Raw genomic sequence first — 18,903 nt, 5'->3', positions numbered from 1 at the left:
CGCTTCACTTGATCAAGGATCGCGCTTATAGGGTTTCGAAAACGCGATGAGGCGCGGGGTTCAATTCGTTTTTTGATCCGCTGTGGCAGGGGCGCAAAAAAGCGCAGGCGCCAATGGTATGCTCGCCGCGCCACGTGCTGGCAATCCAGGGAACACTCTTTAAGGAAAGGAATGGCGGATGATCGATTTCAACAACAAAGGCTTCTTCAAGCTCAAGCAAAACAACGAGTACGCGGAGCGAGTCACCGCGCTGCTGCTGGACGGCGAGCAAGTTATTGATGCCTACAAATCCATGCGCGACGGCGTGGTGTTTACCAATAAACGAATCATCGCGGTCAACGTACAAGGCATCACCGGCAGCAAAAAAGACTTCACTTCTTTACCTTACAAAAACATCGTCGCCTACTCCGTGGAAACCTCGGGCACCTTTGATTTGGACTCTGAACTGGAAATCTACTTTTCGGCGCTGGGCAAAGTGAAGTTTGAATTCACCGGGAGGACGTCGATGGTCGAGATTTCGAAGCTTATCTCAATGCATCTGTTGGGCTGAGTTTTTAGGTTTCGTGGCAACTTTTCAGAGGTAACAATGGAAGCATGAACACTGCATTGGCTGGTAGGCATTGTGTTGCTCAAACCCAACGACCGTTAAAGCGACGCTGGAAGAACGCATCGTCGCGGTGCTGCATGACGTGGTCGAAGACTGCGGCATCAGCCTTGATGGCCTGCGCAAGGAAGGGTTCAGCGAAGTCGTTCTGACAGCCATCGAATCGGTCACTAAAGTGCCGGGTGAGCCCTATGAGGCCTTCGTCGAACGCGCGGCGCAGCATCCCATTGGCCGGGTAGTCAAACTGGCGGACCTTGAAGAGAACAGCGATCTGTCACGGATAGCGCAGCCGTCGTGGGAAGACCTGGAGCGCAATGAAAAATATCGACGGGCGATTGGCGTGTTGCGCTCGTAACGAGCCGAACAAATAGACCCGTCCGCATTTCCGTCCAAAGCGGTCGATGCAACACACTTAATACGCAAGGATCGCCCTCTCCCTTGCGAAAGAGGGCGGGTGCCCGCCTAGGTGTGATGAATTTCCCGATCCTTGGTTTCCGGCAGGAAGAACGTGCCAAGAATGGCCGTCATCACGGCGATGACGATGGGGTACCACAGCCCGTAGTAGATATCACCCGTGGCCGCGACCATGGCGAATGCCACCGTGGGCAGAAAGCCGCCGAACCATCCATTGCCGATGTGGTAGGGCAGCGACATCGAGGTGTAGCGGATGCGCGCCGGGAACAGTTCCACCAGCCAGGCGGCGATCGGGCCGTAAACCATGGTCACGTAAATCACCAGGATGGTCAGGAGCAGCAGCACCATCGGATAGTTGGTCTTGGCCGGGTCGGCCTTCTCGGGGTAGCCGGCGTTCTTGAGGGCGGTGCCGAGGGTGGCGGTGAAGGCGTCGTTGCGAGTCTTGAAGTCGGCGGCCGGCATGCCGGTGCCCTCGAAGCTCGGGATCACCTTGTTGCCGATGCGGACCTGCGCGACGGCGCCAGGCTCAGCCTTCTCGTTCTTGTAGGGGATGGCCCTCTTCGCCAACACAGTCTTGGCGAGGTCGCAGGAGCTGGTGAATTTGGCCTTGCCCACCGGGTCGAACTGGAACGAGCACTGGCCGGGATCGGCGACCACCGTGACCGGGTTCTTCTCCTGCGCGATGAATACGTCGGGGTTACCGTATTGGGTCAACCCATGGAAGATCGGGAAGTAAGTCAGCGCCGCGAGGATGCAGCCGGCCATGATGATGCCCTTGCGGCCGATGCGGTCGGACAGGCTGCCGAATATGACGAAGAACGGCGTGCCGATCAGCAGCGAACCGGCAATCAGCAAGTTGGCGGTCTGGGGGTCGATCTTCAGGGTCTGCAGCAGGAAGAACAGCGCATAGAACTGCCCGGTGTACCAGACGACGGCCTGGCCGGCAGTGCCGCCGAGCAGGGCCATGATCACGATCTTGAGATTGTCCCAGCGGGCGAAGGATTCGGTCAGCGGCGCCTTGGAGGACTTGCCTTCGGCTTTCATCTTCAAGAACACCGGCGACTCGCTGAGTTGCAGGCGGATGTATACCGAGACAATCAGCAGCAGGATCGACAGCAGGAAGGGAATGCGCCAGCCCCAGGCCTCGAACGCTTCGGTGCCGAGGACAGTGCGGCAGGCGAGGATCACCAGCAACGAGAGGAACAGGCCGAGGGTCGCGGTGGTCTGGATCCACGAGGTGAAGTAGCCACGCTTGCCTTTCGGCGCATGTTCGGCCACGTAGGTGGCCGCGCCGCCGTACTCACCGCCCAGGGCCAGACCTTGCAGCAGGCGCAGGGTGATCAGGATGATCGGCGCCGCCACGCCGATGGTCGCGTAGCCGGGCAAAAAGCCCACTACGGCGGTGGAGATACCCATGATCACAATGGTGATGAGGAAGGTGTGCTTGCGCCCGATCATGTCGCCCAGTCGGCCGAACACGATGGCGCCGAAGGGGCGTACGGCGAATCCCGCGGCGAACGCGAGCAGCGCGAAGATGAAGGACGTTGTCTCATTGACGCCGGCGAAGAAGTGCTTCGCAATAATCGCGGCGAGGGAGCCGTAAAGGTAGAAGTCGTACCACTCGAACACGGTGCCCAGGGACGAGGCGAATATGACCTTGCGCTCCTCCTTGGTAACCCCGTGGTGGGGCGCGCTGCCCGTGGATGTGTTGTCAATTGCGGCCATTAGTCTTCTCCGTCGTTCTTGTTGTAGGCCGGAGTACCTCACTACCTTTTTGCCGCACCCAGGCCCTGGGGCTGATGTCGTCGGATTACGGATTGCGCGAAGCATGCACACAGGCTGACGGCCTCGCATCGCTGCAAGGTTTCTTGAAGCATAATCGGCTTCGCGCAGATATCCACTCGCCATCACGCTTAGCCCCAGGTTGACGCGCCGCTGGAGGTGCCGGGTTACGAGATGAGCAGGCTCTGGCCGGAGCGCTGCCATCGCGATCCGGCGCCTCAATGGTTGCGGGAGTTTATTGTGGGGGCGGTGTGAAGACTCAAGTCTTGATCACGTACCCATAGGCGCGAATGCGGCCCCCTTCCTGTTTCAAGTACACGCCCTGTAGTTCCGGCGTGAAGCCAGGAAGAGAGTTGATACCTTCCTCCAGCGCCAGGAAGTACTTGAGCACCGCGCCCCCCCATATTTCCCCGGGCACTACGCAGAGCACGCCGGGTGGATAGGGAAGCGCCCCTTCGGCAGCGATGCGACCCTCGGCGTCTGCCAGCGCCACCAATTCCACGTTGCCACGGATGAATTCGAACTGTGCTGCCTGAGGGTTCATGGCCTTTTTCGGGAAGTGTTCTTTGCGGAACATTGCCTTCTGCAATTGCTGGACGTTGTGGTCGCGGTAAAGGTCGTGCATCTCCTGGCAGAGTTGGCGAATGGTGTAGTTGCGATAGCGCTCTTGGTGCTGCGCATAGATGGCCGGCAACACCCGGCTCATCGGCGCGTCATCACTGATGAAACGTTCAAAGCGCGCGATCTGTGAGGCGAGATGAGTCATCTTCGCCCAGTCTTCGGCAGGGGTGAGCAGGAACAGAATCGAGTTCAGGTCGCACTTTTCCGGAACGATGCCATTCTCCCGCAGGAAGTTGGCGAGGATGCCAGCATGGATACCGAAGTCTGTGTAGCTGCCATCGACCGGGTCGATGCCTGGCGTTGTGAACAGCAACTTGCAGGGGTCGATGAAGTATTGCTTGTCGGCGTAACCGCCGAAGGCATGCCAGCGATCCTTCGGATGGAACTCGAAAAAACGGATGTCGTTGGCGATGTCCTCAGTCGGATGGTCCTGCCATGGGCGTCCGTCAATGGTGTCCGGCACAAACGGACGGACCATCGTGCACGCTTCCAGAATCAACTTGCGCGCATCAATACCGAACTTCACGCAGTCTTCCCACAGCCGCTGGCCACTGCGCCCGGAATGGATGCGCGCGTTCACATCCAGTGAGGCGAACAGCGGGTAAAAAGGGCTGGTAGACGCTTGGGACATGAAGGCGTTGTTCAGCCGTGCATGGTTGCAATAGCGAGCCTGGCCCTTGATATGGCGATCTTTCTTGTGGATCTGCGAAGCCTGGGAAAACCCCGCCTGCTGTTTGTGCACCGATTGCGTGACAAAGATACCCGGGTCGTTTTCATGCAGGTCAAGCAGCAGCGGCGAGCAATCCTTCATCATCGGGATGAACTGTTCGTAGCCCACCCACGCCGAGTCAAACAGGATGTAGTCGCACAGTTTGCCGATGCGATCGACGACTTGTCTGGCGTTGTAGATGGTGCCGTCATAGGTGCCCAGCTGAATGATCGCCAGGCGAAACGGCCGTGGCAGTTGGGCCTTGTCCGGTGCGACTTCGCTGATGAGTTCGCGCAGGTAAGCTTCTTCGAAACAATGGGCGTCAATCCCGCCGATGAACCCATAGGGGTTGCGCGCGGTTTCCAGGTAAACCGGGGTCGCCCCCGCCTGGATCAATGCACCTTGATGAATGGATTTGTGGTTGTTGCGGTCGAACAGCACCAGGTCGCCAGGCGTGAGCAACGCGTTGGTGACCACCTTGTTGGAGGCCGATGTGCCATTGAGTACGAAGTAGGTCTTGTCGGCGTTGAACACCTTCGCCGCGTGTTTTTGCGCCAGAAGTGCCGGACCTTCGTGGATCAGCAAATCACCGAGCTTGACGTCGGCGTTGCACATGTCGGCGCGAAACAGGGTCTCGCCGAAGAAGTCGAAAAACTGCCGGCCAGCCGGGTGTTTGCGGAAAAACTGGCCGCCCTGGTGGCCAGGGCAGGCGAACGTAGCGTTGGCCGATTCGGTGTAGTGCTTGAGCGCGTCGAAGAAGGGCGGCAGGAGACTTTCTTCATAGGCTTTTGCCGCTGTCTCCAGCTGGTTGCCATGGTAGTCGGCGTTGTTTCGCGAGGGGTCAAAAATGCCATTCACCTGAAGCAGTACGTCCTGCAGGTGCTTGTAGACATCCCGAGCGCGGTTGCCGGAACCGGGAGAGGCGACGAGGAAAATGGGGATATCGAAACCGGTACGCTGCAAAGCGTCCAGGGCGCCAGCCATCACATCCTCGACGGAGAACACCGCAACCGCGACATCGGTGTAGTCAGTTTGATTGAGCGAAATCACTTCTCGGGAGGTGTGGAAACAATCGAAAGCGGAATCACTGGCGGCTATTTTCAGGGCTTTCATGCGGGGGAATCTCCTAGCGGACACTCACTTGTCCGCTGTTTTTCAAGAGATCAATTTACCGAGGGAGCCTTCAAGGTCCCCTGATCCAAATCATGTCGACACTGGTTATAGACCATGTTTGGCAAGGGTTAGGGTTTTTCTACCGGCTTTCCCCAAGGGTTGCCGACAGGCGCTCGACCAGCTCTGCTTCGACAACACCTTCGTTGCCGCCTTCATGAAAAACAGCGCAACTCGCCGCGTCGTCGCCATAAATGCAGCGATAGACCGCCACTACGCTGCCCGGACCGCCGCCGGTGTGTCCGCTCAAGATCAGGCCGCCTGCCACCGCGCCCTGCATCAGTCCGAGGCCGTAACCCGCAGACATCCAGGGGCGTCCGGGAATCGGGCCGCCGAGTAGGCGTACCGTTTGCATCGCTTGCAGCAGCGCGTTTGGCAGAAGGTTGCTAGCCAGCAGACCGTCCAGACAAAGGGCGGCTTCCCCAAGTGGGCCGACGAGCAAGCCGTGATAGACCCAGCCGGGGTCGTAGGTTGGCGCGCTGCCCATGTTCACGCTCTCCAGATCGGCTGGCGTTTTCGCGAGGTGTACGCGGGATAAACCGAGGGGGGCGAACACACGCTCCGCCAGCGCTTCTTCAAGCGCGCGCCCGGTCACGCGTTCAATCAGTCGCACGACGAACAGGTAGCCGATGTTCGAATAGCGCCAACCGTTCCCCGGTGCGTAGCGCAGCCGGCTGGCATCAAGGCGTTGCAGCATTTCATCGGCCGACCAAGGCCTCTCATGGTGGGCAACGGCGTTGTGGTAGTCGGCGAGCTCGGCATAATCCGCCAGCCCGGCCTCGTGCCGCAGCAATTGGCGCAGCGTGAAGGGGCCTTCAGCCACGGTGTCGTCAAGGTCGATCAAGCCGTCACGCACCAGCGACAGCGCGGTGGCGGCGAGCACGGTTTTGGTAAAGCTCCACCAGGGCACCGCTGTATCAGGCTGTTCAGGCGTGAGAGGCGAGCCGTTCGATACAAGGGAAAAAAGCATCAGTCGACTCTGGAGAGAGGAAGGTGCGTATCGCCATTGGTTTGCGCTGTTCAGGCGTGCCCCAACGCAATCGCAAACGAGACGACGATCATGCACGCAAAGGCAAAGTTTAGATTCATGAAGTTTTCATCCAAAGCATTTGTGATGGCGCCATTTTGAACAGGTCACAAAAAAATAAAAAATTCGGCTTCATGATTTGAATCATCGAAAGAATTGATGACCGGTGGGTTTGTGTTTATCCCGCGCTTTGACTAGTCTGGCACAAACACGCAATTTCGCGCAAAAGCAGGCAGAAACATGCATGAGCAACACTCAGCCGCCGAGCTCCCTCATCTGCGCCGGCAAAAAATCCTGCTGATCCTCGAACGTGACGGCAAGGTCATGGCCTCCGAGTTGAGCCAGCATTTCGTGGTGTCCGAAGACACCATTCGCCGTGATCTGGCGGAGCTGGCCACCGCCGGGCTGGTACAGCGAGTACACGGGGGGGCACTGCCGCGACCCAAGGACACCGGCAAGGATTTTTTCACTCGCGTCGGCGAAACCGATGAAGTGAAAACACACTTGGCGCAACTCGCCGCACGCCAGGTACAGGATGGCCAGATTGTGATTTTCGATTCGGGGAGTACGACGCTGCAGATCGCCCGATCGCTACCTTCGGGCATTTCCATCACGGCCGTCACCACCTCGCCGATGATCGCGATCACCCTGGCCGAATACAAAGACATCACGGTGATTCTGGCCGGCGGGCAACTCAATCCCGCGACTATGTCATCCAGCGGGCATGAAACCCTGCGGCTGATCGAGGGCATCAAGGCTGATCTGCTGTTCACCGGGGTCTGCGCGATTCACCCGGAAGTCGGCATCAGCTCTCTGCATTTCGACGAGGTGCCGGTCAAACAGGCGATGCTCGCCAGCGCCTCCCATGTCGTTGCCGTCACCACCGCCGACAAATTGGGGGCGGTGGAGCCGTTCGTGGTCGCGCCGTGTCAGCGCATCCATACCCTGATCACCGAGCGTCATGTGGCGTCGGGCAATGTCGAGGACTATCAAAAGCTCGGGATCGAGGTGGTGCAGGCGGATACGTGAAGCGCCCCATCAGTACTTCGTGACTTGGCGGGTCGTCCAATCACTATGGATGACCCTGCAAAAAAAGGGCGTTTATGGTGTCCCGAACATCACCGTCCAATAGATCCCCGGATCACTCTTCGGATCAACCGCATACGCCGCGCCAAAGTCCCGGTACTGCGGGTTCATCAGATTCGCGCAGTGACCGGCGTTGGACACCCAGCCATCGACCACCTTGCGCACAGAGTCTTGCCCGGCAGCAATGTTCTCGCCGATCTGCCCGCCGCTGTAACCCGCCAGTTCAGCCCGGTCACCCGGCGTACGGCCATCGCGGTCCTTGTGATCGAAGTAATTGTTGTTGGCCATTGACCGGGAGTGCTCCTCGGCCGCCGTCGCGAGCGTGACGTTCCAGGTCAGTGGCGTGGTGGCGGCAAAGGATTGCGTGCCGCACTGGCGCGGCTGGGTGCGCGCGGCGTTGAGCTCGGCCAGCAGCTTCTGGCCTTCCGCCTGCCAGTCGCCCAAGCGAGCGCTCAACAGCGGTCGTGCCAGCACGATGCGCCACTCGCGGTCCTGGCGGCTCACACCGACATCGACGAACTGCGGGTCCAGCACGATCTGGCAAAAACTTTCCTGAATGGCTTTCATCGCCGACGGCGCATCGCGCGGCCCGGACAGGCTGATCGCCTGTACATTTTTCATTGGATAACCCGCGGTTGCCATCGCCTGCTGCAGATTGCCGATGCTGGTGGCGGACAGCGCCAACCGTGGATCGCCTGCCAGCGGTGGCAGTTCCTGCGAGACCTGACCCGCGCAACGCTGCACTTGGCTGCGGTAGACGTTGATCGAATCAATCAGTTGTGTCTCGTCGACTGCCGACGCATTCACGGCGAACAACAGACCCAGTGACAACGTGGCAAAACGCGTAACGGATGATTTGAAACGCATGGAAATCCCCTTGAGCTGGCTGCGCCCATGATGCGCGATTTCACCCCCGCGAGCGCAATGCCTTTTCGCGCCCAAATACAGTTTTTTTGTCCGTCTGTAGGAATGAATTTTCGCAACTACAATCAAGCAAAGTCGCCAGCGTGGCGTGCTCCCGGTTCAGTCGGAAGGGTTGATCATGCGAGTTATCTGGATAGCCGCCTGCTTCGCAATAGCCCTTGTCTTCGGTCACGCCTCTGCATCTGAGCAGGAGCAAAAAAAGGAAGTGGCTGAAGACAAGGCCGAGGTCCTTGAACAAAAAGCTGCGGACAAGGGCACCGATGTACCGGTACCCAAGTCCGAAACCATCACCACATCCGAAGTTCAGGCGGTCGATCCGGCCGGTCAGTCGCCTATGGACGATGCAATTACCTGTCTGGCCCGTTCCATTTACTGGGAAGCCAAAGGCAAATCGTCCGCCGACATGGGAGCCGTCGCCAGCGTCGTCATGAATCGACTGGGCCATGAGGGATTTCCGGACACGGTGTGCGCCGTGGTCAAGCAGGGGTCTGAAAGTAAGAATTGTCAGTTTTCGTGGTGGTGTGATGGACGCTCGGATCAGGTCCAGGAAGAAACCCAATACGCGATCGCCAAGGAAATCGCGCGCAAAGCGCTCAACAAACAACTGAACGACCGAACCCATGGCGCGATCTATTTCCACGACCGGAATGTGAAACCCAATTGGGCCAGGAAGTACATCAGGACCACCGAGACCTCGATGTTCCTCTTTTATAAGCCGCGTGGTGAGTCGGCGCGGTAGAACTACTTAACGGAGCATGCTCAAAGTTTGTAGCCGATCTGTCGCAACAGGTTCTTGCGCCACAGGATGTCTTCCTCGTCTTCAATGCCACTGGCACAGAAGCCATCCACGACGCCCAGAATCGCTCGCCCTTGTTCCGTCTCGGCGAGAATCACTTCAGTCGGATTGGCCGTTGCACAATAAATACGGCACACCTCTGGCACCATTTTGACGGTGTTCAACACGTTTAGCGGATAGAAACCATCGCCGAGGAAAATGATGAAACTATGCCCTGCGGCGATGGCTGCCGCATTCTTCTGGGCCAGTTCAATCATGGCGGAATCGGTGCCAGACCAGCGCACCAGACATTTGCCGGAAGCTTCGCAAAAAGCCACGCCAAAGCGGATGCCTGGCACGGCATTGACCAATGCTTCGTGGATGTCCTCGACGGACTTGATGAAGTGCGTCTGACCAAAAATGAAGTTCGTCGCTTCCGGTTTATCGATTTTCAACGTGATGAGTTGCATCTCGAACGCCTCCTTTCACGATGTCGTTACTCTTCAGCCTAGCGTGAGAACGAGCCGGTGTTGAGCGTCGCCGCTTTTGATACTTGAAAATACAAAACAGGCCGCGTTGGCCTATGCCAAGCAGAACCTGAAGTCCGCGCTGTCGGTCGAGGAACTGGCAGCGCCGCCAACCTCAGCCCTAGGCAGTTCAGCCGAGGTGGGGTGTACGGCATTCAAGTCTAAATATTAGTGGCGTAATTTTGATCTCGTTGAAGCCCATTTCTCACTGAGATCATCGCCATGACCCTTGTTAAAGGCGCCGCCGTACAAATCAGCCCCGTTCTTTACAGCCGTGAGGCACCGTCGACAAAGTGGTCTCATCCGAAGCTGGCGGTGACCGATACAGTGGAAGAAGTCAGTCGTTAAACGGCAGATACAAAAAAGGGGACCCTTGAAGTCCCCTTTTGCTCGTCTGGCCTTACAGTTCCATGCCCAAAAAGATCAGCGTGTTGCCATGTGCCTCAACCGCTGCGCGCTGGTTGTAGCTGTCGCGGTGCGAGCAGTTGAAGCCATGTTCGGCTTCCGGATACACGACAATTTCCACGTTATCGTTGGTATCGAAACGCTCGGCGATTTTCTCCACGGCTTCCAGTGAGATGTGGCTGTCCTGCTCACCGAAGTGCATCAGCAGCGGCACCTCGATTTCATTGGCCCGGTCCAGTTGATTCTGGATCCCGCCGCCGTAGTAGGCGATTGCCACGTCCACCAGCCCATTGGCGGCGGTGTGGTACGAGAGCAAGCCACCGAAGCAGTAACCGATAGAAGCAATGCCGCCGTCCAGGCCGGGCTGGGCTTTCAAGGCGTCGATGGCCAGTTCGATATCTTTCTGCGCCTTGCCGATGTCGGTGGCGTTCATCAATTCGACGGCGCGTTTCCAGCCGGCCTCGTCATAACCCAGTTCAATCCGTTCGCCGCTGCGCCAGAACAGGTCCGGTGCGATGACCAGATAGCCGTCGGCGGCGTATTGTTCGGCGACCGAGCGGATGTGTTCATTCACGCCGAAGATCTCCTGGATCAGCACGATCCCCGGGCCTTTGCGGGTGTGCGGAATCGCCAGGTAAGCGCCGAATTTACCTTCGGTGCTGTCGATCTCGATCCATTGGGTGGTCACGCTCATGGTGGCTCCTGTCTTCGCAAGTGAGGTGGGGTGAAGCTTATTGCGGTGGGGTGGCCCGGAAGCTTGGCAGCGCCTGAACCCGTTTCCACCAGTCATCGAAACCGTTGACCGCAAACACCTGCGGTGCATCCGGGATCATCGCCATGTAAGCACAGGCCGGTGCCAGGTAAAAGTCGCCGAAGCTCGGATCTTGCCCGGCGACAAACGGATTGTCGCTCGCCTTTCATCACCTTGACCGGCACCTGGTCGAAATTCGCGGCTTTTTCTGCAAGCAGCATCTTCACGGTACGAACATACGTGCTGCCGTTAAAACCGTAGAGAGTGAGGCTCATGGCGATTGCTCCGTTCTTGTGGAGTGCGAGGCATTATCGACGTGCTGGTGTTTAGCGATTATTACGACGCCCAAAAAGTCGAGCCAGCAGCGCATCGACGCTGAGCTTGCCGGCACCCGAGAGCAACAGCGGCATAAAGGCCGCGAGGTAGATCAGCGGCAGTTTGAAGTTACCGTGACCCTTGTGGCTGATGGCGTAACCCTGAGCAAGCTCACTCAATGTAGACCAATCGGTGGGCCAGTGAACGGCAGCGGTCGCGACGACCGTGACCACGATCAAAATGATTGCCGAGATCCGTTCCCAGGCCGACCAGTATGGCAAGGGCGCAGATCAGTTCGGCCGCTGTACACACTCTGATACGTAAACCAAACCGCAATCCTGTAATTGGATGGACTCGCCCAAGCGAGGCTGCGTTCGGCTGCGAAGCAGACGTAAACCCTGTGCACGCGATTTACCTGAACTACCGAGTCGATCGATTTCGCGACTGCTTCGCAGCCGAAGGCAGCCTCGCTGGGGCTCGACAGCTGCTACGGAGCCGATGGCAGAGCTTCTACGGGTTTGGCCGATGGCACGGTACAAAACTGTGATCCGGACCCGACCAGTGGCGTCTAGCGTCAGTGTCCCCGCAATTCTATGGGGCGAGAATTCGGAACCCGGCATGCAAGCGCTGTTGAACGAGATCCTTGACGCAGTACGTCCCCTGATCGGCCAGGGCAAGGTGGCTGACTACATTCCCGCCCTCGGCACGGTGCCGGCCGATCAGCTGGGCATTGCGGTGTATGGCAATGACGGCGAACTGTATTGCGCTGGCGATGCCCACACGCCGTTCTCGGTGCAGAGTATTTCCAAGGTGTTCAGCCTGGTGCAGGCCATCGAACACTCCGGCGAGGCCATATGGGAACGCCTGGGTCACGAGCCTTCCGGCCAACCGTTCAATTCGCTGGTGCAACTGGAGTTTGAGCGCGGGCGCCCGCGCAATCCCTTCATCAACGCCGGTGCGCTGGTGATCTGCGACATCAACCAGTCGCGCTTTGCCGCGCCGGCGTTGTCCATGCGCGATTTTGTCCGCCGGCTGTCCGGCAACCCGCAAGTCATGGTGGATGGCAAGGTCGCCGAGTCCGAATACCTGCATCGCGCGCGCAACGCCGCCATGGCTTATCTGATGCAATCGTTCGGCAATTTCCATAACGACGTCGAAGCGGTGCTGCGCAGTTACTTCAGCCATTGCGCGCTACGCATGACTTGCGTGGATCTGGCCCGGGCGTTCTGTTTCCTGGCCAACGACGGTTTCTGCAAACACAGCGGCGAACAGATTCTCAGCGCCCGCCAGACCCAGCAGGTCAACTCGATCATGGCCACCAGCGGCCTCTACGATGAAGCCGGAAACTTTGCGTACCGCGTCGGTTTGCCCGGCAAAAGCGGCGTGGGCGGGGGGATTGTCGCGGTGGTACCGGGGCAGTTCACGGTGTGCGTCTGGTCACCGGAGTTAAACACCGCCGGCAACTCCCTCGCGGGCATGGCCGCGCTGGAGTTGCTGAGTCAGCGCATTGGCTGGTCGGTGTTCTAGACACGGTGGTGCCGGGTCACAGTGGTCTTTTAGCGTAGGGGGTGACGGGCCGCCGGGTTTTCGATTCCGGTCAGGCGTGCGGTTAATGACGCTCCAGGGATTTTCCTATACATTTTCCGGCCGCCCATTGCATGGTGAAACCGCTTCATGTCTCTTGCGCTCGAACGTCTAGTCGCTGGCACGCCTATCCCTTTCGCCGGGAATCGTGTCTCTGTGGTCAGCCCCGAATTGGCCGCGCGCTTTCAGCCCGGGGACCATTTGCTGGTGGAGCAGGTCAGCGGCGAGTTGTTGCTGATCCCGGTGGCTGACCAGCAAGCGGCGGCCATTGCAATCGAGCGTGCCGAAGCGGCTTTCAGCGCAATGTCCGAGGTCTCGGATCAAGCTATCAGCGAGTTCTTTGATCGCTTTGCCCAACGCCTGGAAAACCCTGACTGCTGGGCCTTGATCGAAGCCGCCAACCTGGCCGACATCGAGCGGGCCAAGGCCCGTGGGCGTTCCACCACGCGGCTTCTGGCGGATGAACGCATGCGCTGCGACATGATCGCCGGCCTCAGGGCCTGGCGTGATGCGTCGGCCACGCGGGGCAAAGTCGTCAGTTGTGTCGAGCATGACGGCTGGAAAGTCGAGCAGGTGGTCTCGCCCCTGGGCATCGTCGCTTTCGTCTTCGAAGGCCGACCGAACGTCTTCGCCGACGCCGCCGGTGTGTTGCGCACGGGTAACACGGCGGTGCTGCGCATTGGCAGTGATGCGCTGGGCACAGCGCAAGCTATCGTCACCCACGCGCTGAATCCGGCACTGAGCGACGCCGGGTTGCCGACCGGGGCGGTGTCGCTGGTGGAAAGCGTCAATCACGCGGCCGGTTGGGCGATGTTCGCCGACCGACGCCTGTCGCTGGCGGTGGCCCGTGGTTCGGGTCGTGCCGTCAGCCAACTGGGGAGCATCGCGCAACAGGTCGGCACCGCCGTCAGCCTGCACGGTACCGGTGGCGCCTGGCTGATCGCCGACAAGGTTGCCGACGCCAAGCGCTTTGCCGCGGTGGTGCGCAATTCGCTGGATCGCAAAGTCTGCAACACCCTGAACGTCTGTCTGATCCACCGTGACCGTGTCACCGAATTGCTGCCGTTGTTCCTGGACGCGCTGCAACAGGCCGGCACCGCAAGGGGACAGGGCTGCAAATTGCACATCGTCGAAGGCAGCGAGCAGTACTTGCCGACCGATTGGCAGACCGCAAGCGTTGAGGTGTACCGCGCCGAAGGCTATCAAACCGAAGCCTTGGCCGAACCGCTGCCCGAGGATCAGTTGGGCCGCGAGTGGGAATGGGAAGAAACCCCGGAAGTCAGCCTGAAGATCGTCGATGACCTGGACAGCGCCATCGCGTTGTTCAATCGCTATAGCCCGCAGTTCACCGTGTCATTGATCAGTGAAGATGCCGAGGCTCAGGAACGCTTCTACAACGCGGTCAACGCACCTTTTGTCGGCAACGGGATTACCCGCTGGGTCGACGGGCAATACGCGCTGAACAAGCCGGAACTGGGTCTTTCGAACTGGGAAAGCGGTCGACTGTTTGCTCGCAGCGCGATTCTCTCGGGCGACGGGGTGTTCACGATCCGTAGCCGCATGACCCAGACGGATCTGTCGGTCAAACGCTGAGGCGGCACTCCGACCCCAGGCGACGGCCGCACTATACTTAATGTGCGTCTGTATTGGCGTGGCGAGCACTCCAAAACGAATCAGATGTCCCATAACGCTCGTCTGAGAGGCAGAGGGCTGCATAGCAAATGGGACGGACAGCGCATCTGATTACGTGAAGAGGGTTGCACCATGAAACTTCATTCCTTTAAACATTACTCCCATGATCTGGAAAGGGGCGTTCACGACACGTGGATTACCGCCAGAGTGAAGTCAGCCCTGGCAATGGCCGAACCAAGCCTCGGCCTGCAAATCCATGTCAAAACCCATGGGAGCACGGTGGCGTTGAGCGGTCGCGTCAACACCCATAAACAGTGTGAGCAGGCTGTTGCTCTGGCCCGTTCGGTTCAAGGAGTCGTCGAAGTCGATGCCAGAGACTTGCTGACTCACGTGTTCACGCCAGGCACTTTTCCAGAACCACCCAACGCCGAAGAGAGCACTGAAATTCGGCCTCAATCGTCAACCAAGATGGACGATAAATGACCCTGTCGATTGTGTCAGCGCAGCGCTCCCGTGAGCCGGGAGCGCTGCATCGATCGTCTCGCGGCGAGTGGATTTAAGCTTCAGGCTGCTTCTTCAACGGATCGAGCTTGAAGGGCGCAGGTGTCCGGATACTCTGCCAGCGCCACGAAACTGCGGCTGTTGGCATCCAGGGCGTCGACCGAACCGGTCTCGATGTCGTAGACCCAACCGTGCAAATTCAACAGGCCTTTCTCCTGAGCCAGGCGCACGCTTGGGTGCGTCTGGATATTGGCCAGTTGCGCGATGACATTCTCCCGAACCATTGAACTCACCTTCGCCGCATCACTCGCGTGAGGACGGGATTCGTTGATGACTTTCGCCGACTCGGCATGTTGCAACCAGCCGCTGACGGCGGGCAGGTGGTCCATGCAGGTGCACTTCGCGATGGCGGTCATGGCGCCGCAGTCCGAATGCCCGCAAATCACAATGTCAGTAACGCCCAGCACGGCGACCGCATATTCGACCGTGGCCGACACACCGCCGGGGTGCGGGCTGTAAGAGGGCACGATGTTGCCGGCGTTGCGGATCACAAACAGTTCACCGGGTTCTTGTTGGGTCAGCAGTTCTGGCACGACCCGGCTGTCGGAGCAGGTGATGAACAACGTGCCCGGATGCTGGGTGGTGGCCAGGTGTTTGAACAGGTCGGTGCGTTGCGGAAAAGCTTCCTTCTGGAACTTCAAAAAACCTTCGATGAGCGCTTTCATGGCGATGTCCTGATGCGTGAGTCGGGTTTAGCCCGCACATCAGTGCGGGCCGATGTCAATTTAGAAAGGACGCAGTGGCAGGAACTTGCCGTCGAGGGTAATCACTGCGCGGGAGCCGCCTTCCGGGTCTTCGACCTTCTTCATGTCCAGCTTGAAGTTGATCGCACTGATAATGCCGTCGCCGAATTGTTCATGAACCAGGGCTTTCAAGGTGGTGCCGTAAATCTGGATCATTTCGTAGAAGCGGTAGATGGTCGGGTCGGTCGGGACACCCGAGAGGCTGCCGCGCAACGGGATGATCTGCAGGCGGGCCACGGAGTCGGCGTCCAGCTCGAGTTTTTCGCCAATGATTTTGGCGGCGCTTTCCGGCAGTGGGTGCTGACCGAGCAGGGCGGCAGTGACGTAGGCCAGACCCAAGCCGGTGCCATCGGTCAGGTCCTGCCAGGACAGGTTTTTGCGTGCTTTTGCATCGAGGATCGACGTGGTCAGGGCCAGACTTGGGTCGTTGTAAGCGTGGGACTGTTGCATGGGTTTTCTCCTGCCGGGGTGGTATTGCTTGGGTGTGGAGCAATCTTCTGCCGATTGATCCATAGCGTCCAAGACCGATATACAATGCAGCGCATAAGCACAGCCTATAGAGGGTGATCCCCCATGCTGCTACGACATTTGCGCTATTTGCTGGCGGTGGCCGACCACGGCGGTTTCACCCGCGCCGCCGAGGCGCTTCACGTCTCGCAACCAACCCTGTCCCAACAGATCCGGCAACTGGAAGAAACCCTGGGCGTGAGCCTGTTCGACCGGACCTCGCGCACGGTCAAACCCACCGATGCGGGACAGGCCTACATCGAATGCGCTCGTCGGGTGCTGGTGGAACTGGAGGCGGGCAAACGTGCGCTGCATGACGTGAAGGACTTGTCTCGCGGCACCTTGCGGCTGGCCATGACGCCAACGTTCATGGCGTACCTGGTGGGGCCGTTGGTGCGCGATTACATGGCGCGGTTTCCGAACATCCATCTGAAGATTTTCGAGCTGTCGATGGATGACATCGAGGCCGGCCTGGTGGATGACTCACTGGACATCGCTATCGCGTTTACCCAGGTCAGAAACGCCGACATCGAGTCGATCCCGGCGTTTACCGAAACGTTGGGCGTCATGGTGGGGCGCGATCACCCGTTATACGAAAGCCAGGTCGCGTTGTCCGCTGAAGAGGTGGCGCAACTGCAATTTGCGCTGCTGGCTCCGGACTTCGTCACCCGCACCCGCATTGACGAGTACTTTGCCCAAGAGCAGATCACGCCGAAGGTGGTGATCGAGGTCAACTCGGTGAGCACCTTGCTGGAAGTCATTCGGCACACGGCCATCGCCACTATCCTTCCGGAGCCCATTGCCACCCAGGACCGTGCGTTACGCAAGATCCCGTTGCTGGGTGAGGCGCCCAAAAGAGGGGCCGCGCTGCTTCGACGCAAAAACAACTATCACAGTGCGGCGTCGGTGGCGTTTATGGAGCTGGTGTTGGGTGCAGCTACAGGTGAGTCGACGACGTCAGTCATCCATTGATTGGCACTCACCATTGGACGCCTTGCCAGTGGAGGACACCGTGACCGAGTCGTCATTTTCGAGGATGATCGCGATGATGACACCCGAACTCTTGGCTTCGAAGCCACCCTTGATGGCTTTGGTCTCGGCTTCCTTGTTGTTGATCAATACCGGTCCGTCCTGATCCGCGTGGACGACGATGTTGCCGGGGCAGTCCACATCGAATGACGGAACGCCGGAGACGCTGTTTGCATGGGCAGCACTGGCCATCACCAGCAACAGCAAACCTGTCAGATGTTTTTTCATCGCAAACCTCCAATGATCCAGTGCACACGATTAACGATAGCGTTGTTTGGTGCGCACGAGACAAACAAAAAGGCCCCGCTCGATTTAACAAGCGGGGCCTTTTTATGGAGTGGGTGTGGAATAAAACCCCTGGGAGGTATCAGGAGAACCGATCAATCACCCGAACTTCGTTCTGGTTCTGCATCGATGCCCACGCCTGTTTCAGCGTTTGCAGAACATGACCGATGAAGTCCTTGTCGGCCGCGGCTTTCTTGCCGACATAGCCTTGGCCGCGACGGTACATCTTCAGTCGGGCGAGCAAGTTCTGGTTTTTCTTGTCGAACTCCGCTTCATGGGCGTGAGGCGACAGGCAGTCGATATGTACCTGGCCCGACTTGCTGATCCACAGAATATGGCTGTCATGGCTGTCTTTTTGCGCAGCGAACAGATGAGCCAGTTCATCGATAGTGGGTTGATTGTTCAGATTCATAGTAAGCCCCTTGACCATTTGGTGATCTTTCAAAGTTGATTCGCTAATACAGGTAGCCCATCGGTTAGTTGATCCCTGGCACCGAAACCAGGACGTCAGCGGTCTACCGCCAAATTGACGGGGTCACGCGTCTGTTGCATGTAGTCGTGTTGAATAACTGCTACGCAATAGCGTCACAACGAGGAGAAGCAGCGAAAACCTTCAGGTCACTGCCGACATTTTCAGGGTCGGCCACAAGCTTCATGAGGATTGATCGCCAGCGCTTCTCGTCCTTGTACTGGACGTTCAGGCCAGGTCAGCTTCTTCAATCTGCCTTGTGGGCAGCGTGTATCCGGGAAAAACAGCTCGGCGGTCAGACGAGCTTGCTCAAACGTGTTGCCTGTACTCCCGATCGGGGAGACGTCTGCATCATGCAAGGGCAAATCGGAGGCGTCAACGGTTTTGTAGTGATTATTTTTAGTCACTACATATTGTCGGACAAAGTCGTTTGGAATTAAAAAGCAGAATGGGAAGCGTCAGTCAGGACGCTGGTAGCGATGTCTGGAATCGGTAAAAGGTGCAGGGAAAACCGTCGACCGATAGCTGATGCAGGGTGAACTCGCCATGGGTGAGATCGGCTATGACCCGGGCCCAAAACGCCCGCGCAGGCTGGTTCGCGTCGAGGTGGAAAATTTGCCATTGACCGGGGAACCGGCGCAAGAGGGTGGAAACGACAGACTTCGCGACGCCTTGGCCACGAAAGCGCCGACTGACAAAAAAGTAGCCAATGTTGTGTTCGGCGCCGTGAGTATGGGTTTCGTCATCCACCGTCACGAAACCGGCCAATTCTCCGTCGATCTTGATCAGGAACGGCCTGGTTGCGGGTTTGCGCCAGTAACCCGGTTTAGGCTGGGCATTGAAGAAGCCATGCTCCCCGAGTTTTAGCGGCAGCCACTCGCTGAAGTCATACAGATAGAACTGCATCAGGTTTTCAATCGTTTCCAGTTCGTCGCGATGGGCGGCGTGCAGTTCTATCAAGGGCATGCGGGGTGGCTCCTGAG

General features: G+C 58.4%; 19 protein-coding genes and 3 pseudogenes. 9 read left to right on the top strand and 13 right to left on the bottom strand.

From position 1 onward, the window contains the following. The first annotated feature begins 178 nt into the window (after positions 1–178). Together ACYZT0_RS13390 and ACYZT0_RS13385 are read left to right on the top strand one after the other, a co-directional pair. On the top strand, positions 179–550 hold the full coding sequence (locus tag ACYZT0_RS13390; RefSeq protein ID WP_462046239.1) for a PH domain-containing protein: 372 nt from the start codon (positions 179–181) through the stop codon (positions 548–550). A 103-nt stretch (positions 551–653) separates the two neighbouring features. Next, positions 654–959 (top strand): annotated as a pseudogene (locus ACYZT0_RS13385) (GTP pyrophosphokinase); the annotation flags it as partial. 107 nt (positions 960–1,066) lie between these two features. Here the strand turns inward: ACYZT0_RS13385 and ACYZT0_RS13380 are convergent. Further along, positions 1,067–2,743: an MFS transporter gene (locus tag ACYZT0_RS13380; RefSeq protein WP_462046238.1), complete on the bottom strand. Its 1,677-nt coding sequence runs from the start codon at positions 2,741–2,743 to the stop codon at positions 1,067–1,069. 198 nt (positions 2,744–2,941) lie between these two features. Here ACYZT0_RS13380 and ACYZT0_RS13375 point away from each other — a divergent pair. Continuing rightward, positions 2,942–3,055 (top strand): annotated as a pseudogene (locus ACYZT0_RS13375) (LysR family transcriptional regulator); the annotation flags it as partial. 4 nt (positions 3,056–3,059) lie between these two features. On the opposite strand, the gene speF reads toward ACYZT0_RS13375, so the two are convergent. Both speF and ACYZT0_RS13365 read right to left on the bottom strand, forming a co-directional pair. Further along, on the bottom strand, positions 3,060–5,243 hold the full coding sequence (gene speF / locus ACYZT0_RS13370; protein ID WP_462046237.1) for an ornithine decarboxylase SpeF: 2,184 nt from the start codon (positions 5,241–5,243) through the stop codon (positions 3,060–3,062). Between the two features lie 139 nt (positions 5,244–5,382). Continuing rightward, positions 5,383–6,270 carry a serine hydrolase domain-containing protein gene (locus tag ACYZT0_RS13365; protein WP_462046236.1) on the bottom strand — a complete coding sequence of 296 codons (888 nt, stop codon included), beginning with the start codon at positions 6,268–6,270 and terminating at the stop codon, positions 5,383–5,385. 297 nt (positions 6,271–6,567) lie between these two features. On the opposite strand from ACYZT0_RS13365, the gene ACYZT0_RS13360 reads away from it, so the two are divergent. Next, positions 6,568–7,356 (top strand): DeoR/GlpR family DNA-binding transcription regulator, encoded by a 789-nt coding sequence (locus ACYZT0_RS13360; RefSeq protein WP_462046235.1) that lies wholly within the window; start codon positions 6,568–6,570, stop codon positions 7,354–7,356. A gap of 72 nt (positions 7,357–7,428) precedes the next feature. On the opposite strand, the gene ACYZT0_RS13355 is transcribed toward ACYZT0_RS13360, so the two are convergent. Beyond that, the gene (locus tag ACYZT0_RS13355) at positions 7,429–8,280 is read right to left on the bottom strand and encodes a CAP domain-containing protein (protein ID WP_462046234.1); all 852 of its coding nucleotides are present in this window, start codon (positions 8,278–8,280) and stop codon (positions 7,429–7,431) included. A gap of 175 nt (positions 8,281–8,455) precedes the next feature. Here ACYZT0_RS13355 and ACYZT0_RS13350 point away from each other — a divergent pair, with 175 nt between their 5' ends. After that, complete coding sequence (locus ACYZT0_RS13350) at positions 8,456–9,076, top strand: cell wall hydrolase (protein WP_462046233.1); 621 nt, start codon at positions 8,456–8,458, stop codon at positions 9,074–9,076. A 20-nt stretch (positions 9,077–9,096) separates the two neighbouring features. On the opposite strand, the gene ACYZT0_RS13345 is transcribed toward ACYZT0_RS13350, so the two are convergent. The 4 genes and pseudogenes from ACYZT0_RS13345 to ACYZT0_RS13330 form a co-directional block, all read right to left on the bottom strand. After that, positions 9,097–9,582 carry an adenosine-specific kinase gene (locus tag ACYZT0_RS13345; protein ID WP_462046232.1) on the bottom strand — a complete coding sequence of 162 codons (486 nt, stop codon included), beginning with the start codon at positions 9,580–9,582 and terminating at the stop codon, positions 9,097–9,099. Between the two features lie 457 nt (positions 9,583–10,039). Then, a complete protein-coding gene (locus ACYZT0_RS13340; RefSeq protein ID WP_462046231.1) occupies positions 10,040–10,738 on the bottom strand; it encodes a dienelactone hydrolase family protein in 699 nt (232 codons plus the stop codon). 37 nt (positions 10,739–10,775) lie between these two features. Further along, a complete protein-coding gene (locus ACYZT0_RS13335; protein WP_462046561.1) occupies positions 10,776–10,904 on the bottom strand; it encodes a hypothetical protein in 129 nt (42 codons plus the stop codon). Positions 10,905–11,121: 217 nt separating this feature from the next. Beyond that, positions 11,122–11,410 (bottom strand): annotated as a pseudogene (locus tag ACYZT0_RS13330) (DoxX family protein); the annotation flags it as partial. Positions 11,411–11,728: 318 nt separating this feature from the next. Between ACYZT0_RS13330 and glsB the strand changes: the two are divergent. The 3 genes from glsB to ACYZT0_RS13315 all read left to right on the top strand — a co-directional run bounded on the left by glsB (position 11,729) and on the right by ACYZT0_RS13315 (position 14,809). After that, on the top strand, positions 11,729–12,637 hold the full coding sequence (glsB, locus tag ACYZT0_RS13325; protein WP_462046230.1) for a glutaminase B: 909 nt from the start codon (positions 11,729–11,731) through the stop codon (positions 12,635–12,637). A gap of 147 nt (positions 12,638–12,784) precedes the next feature. Next, positions 12,785–14,287 (top strand): aldehyde dehydrogenase family protein, encoded by a 1,503-nt coding sequence (locus tag ACYZT0_RS13320; protein WP_462046229.1) that lies wholly within the window; start codon positions 12,785–12,787, stop codon positions 14,285–14,287. 171 nt (positions 14,288–14,458) lie between these two features. Further along, positions 14,459–14,809 (top strand): BON domain-containing protein, encoded by a 351-nt coding sequence (locus ACYZT0_RS13315; RefSeq protein WP_462046228.1) that lies wholly within the window; start codon positions 14,459–14,461, stop codon positions 14,807–14,809. Between the two features lie 80 nt (positions 14,810–14,889). Here the strand turns inward: ACYZT0_RS13315 and ACYZT0_RS13310 are convergent, their stop codons facing one another. Both ACYZT0_RS13310 and cynS read right to left on the bottom strand, forming a co-directional pair. Beyond that, the gene (locus ACYZT0_RS13310; protein WP_462046227.1) at positions 14,890–15,552 is read right to left on the bottom strand and encodes a carbonic anhydrase; all 663 of its coding nucleotides are present in this window, start codon (positions 15,550–15,552) and stop codon (positions 14,890–14,892) included. 60 nt (positions 15,553–15,612) lie between these two features. Beyond that, positions 15,613–16,080, bottom strand: a complete 468-nt coding sequence (gene cynS, locus ACYZT0_RS13305) for a cyanase (RefSeq protein ID WP_462046226.1) — start codon at positions 16,078–16,080, stop codon at positions 15,613–15,615. Between the two features lie 123 nt (positions 16,081–16,203). Between cynS and cynR the strand changes: the two genes are divergently transcribed. Further along, on the top strand, positions 16,204–17,109 hold the full coding sequence (cynR, locus tag ACYZT0_RS13300; protein WP_462046225.1) for a transcriptional regulator CynR: 906 nt from the start codon (positions 16,204–16,206) through the stop codon (positions 17,107–17,109). Here cynR and ACYZT0_RS13295 read toward each other — a convergent pair. From ACYZT0_RS13295 to ACYZT0_RS13285, 3 genes are all read right to left on the bottom strand, one after another. After that, entirely contained in the window at positions 17,095–17,394 is a 300-nt protein-coding gene (locus tag ACYZT0_RS13295) for a hypothetical protein (protein WP_462046224.1), read from the bottom strand. The two genes, cynR and ACYZT0_RS13295, sit on opposite strands and share 15 nt — an antisense overlap. Positions 17,395–17,533: 139 nt before the next feature. Further along, positions 17,534–17,863: a hypothetical protein gene (locus ACYZT0_RS13290; protein ID WP_462046223.1), complete on the bottom strand. Its 330-nt coding sequence runs from the start codon at positions 17,861–17,863 to the stop codon at positions 17,534–17,536. A 519-nt stretch (positions 17,864–18,382) separates the two neighbouring features. Continuing rightward, entirely contained in the window at positions 18,383–18,886 is a 504-nt protein-coding gene (locus ACYZT0_RS13285; protein WP_462046222.1) for a GNAT family N-acetyltransferase, read from the bottom strand. Positions 18,887–18,903 lie beyond the last annotated feature (17 nt).

The sequence above is a fragment of the Pseudomonas sp. ZS1P83 genome, from assembly GCF_054897825.1.
The sequence above is the reverse complement of the archived record's forward strand: the minus strand, read 5'-3'. Positions and strand labels throughout refer to the sequence as shown.

Bases quoted from the DNA above. Each gene is read 5' to 3' on its own strand.
- ACYZT0_RS13390 (WP_462046239.1), top strand. From the start codon at position 179: ATGATCGATTTCAACAACAAAGGCTTCTTCAAGCTCAAGCAAAACAAC.
- ACYZT0_RS13380 (WP_462046238.1), bottom strand. From the start codon at position 2,743: ATGGCCGCAATTGACAACACATCCACGGGCAGCGCGCCCCACCACGGG.
- speF (WP_462046237.1), bottom strand. From the start codon at position 5,243: ATGAAAGCCCTGAAAATAGCCGCCAGTGATTCCGCTTTCGATTGTTTC.
- ACYZT0_RS13365 (WP_462046236.1), bottom strand. From the start codon at position 6,270: ATGCTTTTTTCCCTTGTATCGAACGGCTCGCCTCTCACGCCTGAACAG.
- ACYZT0_RS13360 (WP_462046235.1), top strand. From the start codon at position 6,568: ATGCATGAGCAACACTCAGCCGCCGAGCTCCCTCATCTGCGCCGGCAA.
- ACYZT0_RS13355 (WP_462046234.1), bottom strand. From the start codon at position 8,280: ATGCGTTTCAAATCATCCGTTACGCGTTTTGCCACGTTGTCACTGGGT.
- ACYZT0_RS13350 (WP_462046233.1), top strand. From the start codon at position 8,456: ATGCGAGTTATCTGGATAGCCGCCTGCTTCGCAATAGCCCTTGTCTTC.
- ACYZT0_RS13345 (WP_462046232.1), bottom strand. From the start codon at position 9,582: ATGCAACTCATCACGTTGAAAATCGATAAACCGGAAGCGACGAACTTC.
- ACYZT0_RS13340 (WP_462046231.1), bottom strand. From the start codon at position 10,738: ATGAGCGTGACCACCCAATGGATCGAGATCGACAGCACCGAAGGTAAA.
- glsB (WP_462046230.1), top strand. From the start codon at position 11,729: ATGCAAGCGCTGTTGAACGAGATCCTTGACGCAGTACGTCCCCTGATC.
- ACYZT0_RS13320 (WP_462046229.1), top strand. From the start codon at position 12,785: ATGTCTCTTGCGCTCGAACGTCTAGTCGCTGGCACGCCTATCCCTTTC.
- ACYZT0_RS13315 (WP_462046228.1), top strand. From the start codon at position 14,459: ATGAAACTTCATTCCTTTAAACATTACTCCCATGATCTGGAAAGGGGC.
- ACYZT0_RS13310 (WP_462046227.1), bottom strand. From the start codon at position 15,552: ATGAAAGCGCTCATCGAAGGTTTTTTGAAGTTCCAGAAGGAAGCTTTT.
- cynS (WP_462046226.1), bottom strand. From the start codon at position 16,080: ATGCAACAGTCCCACGCTTACAACGACCCAAGTCTGGCCCTGACCACG.
- cynR (WP_462046225.1), top strand. From the start codon at position 16,204: ATGCTGCTACGACATTTGCGCTATTTGCTGGCGGTGGCCGACCACGGC.
- ACYZT0_RS13295 (WP_462046224.1), bottom strand. From the start codon at position 17,394: ATGAAAAAACATCTGACAGGTTTGCTGTTGCTGGTGATGGCCAGTGCT.
- ACYZT0_RS13290 (WP_462046223.1), bottom strand. From the start codon at position 17,863: ATGAATCTGAACAATCAACCCACTATCGATGAACTGGCTCATCTGTTC.
- ACYZT0_RS13285 (WP_462046222.1), bottom strand. From the start codon at position 18,886: ATGCCCTTGATAGAACTGCACGCCGCCCATCGCGACGAACTGGAAACG.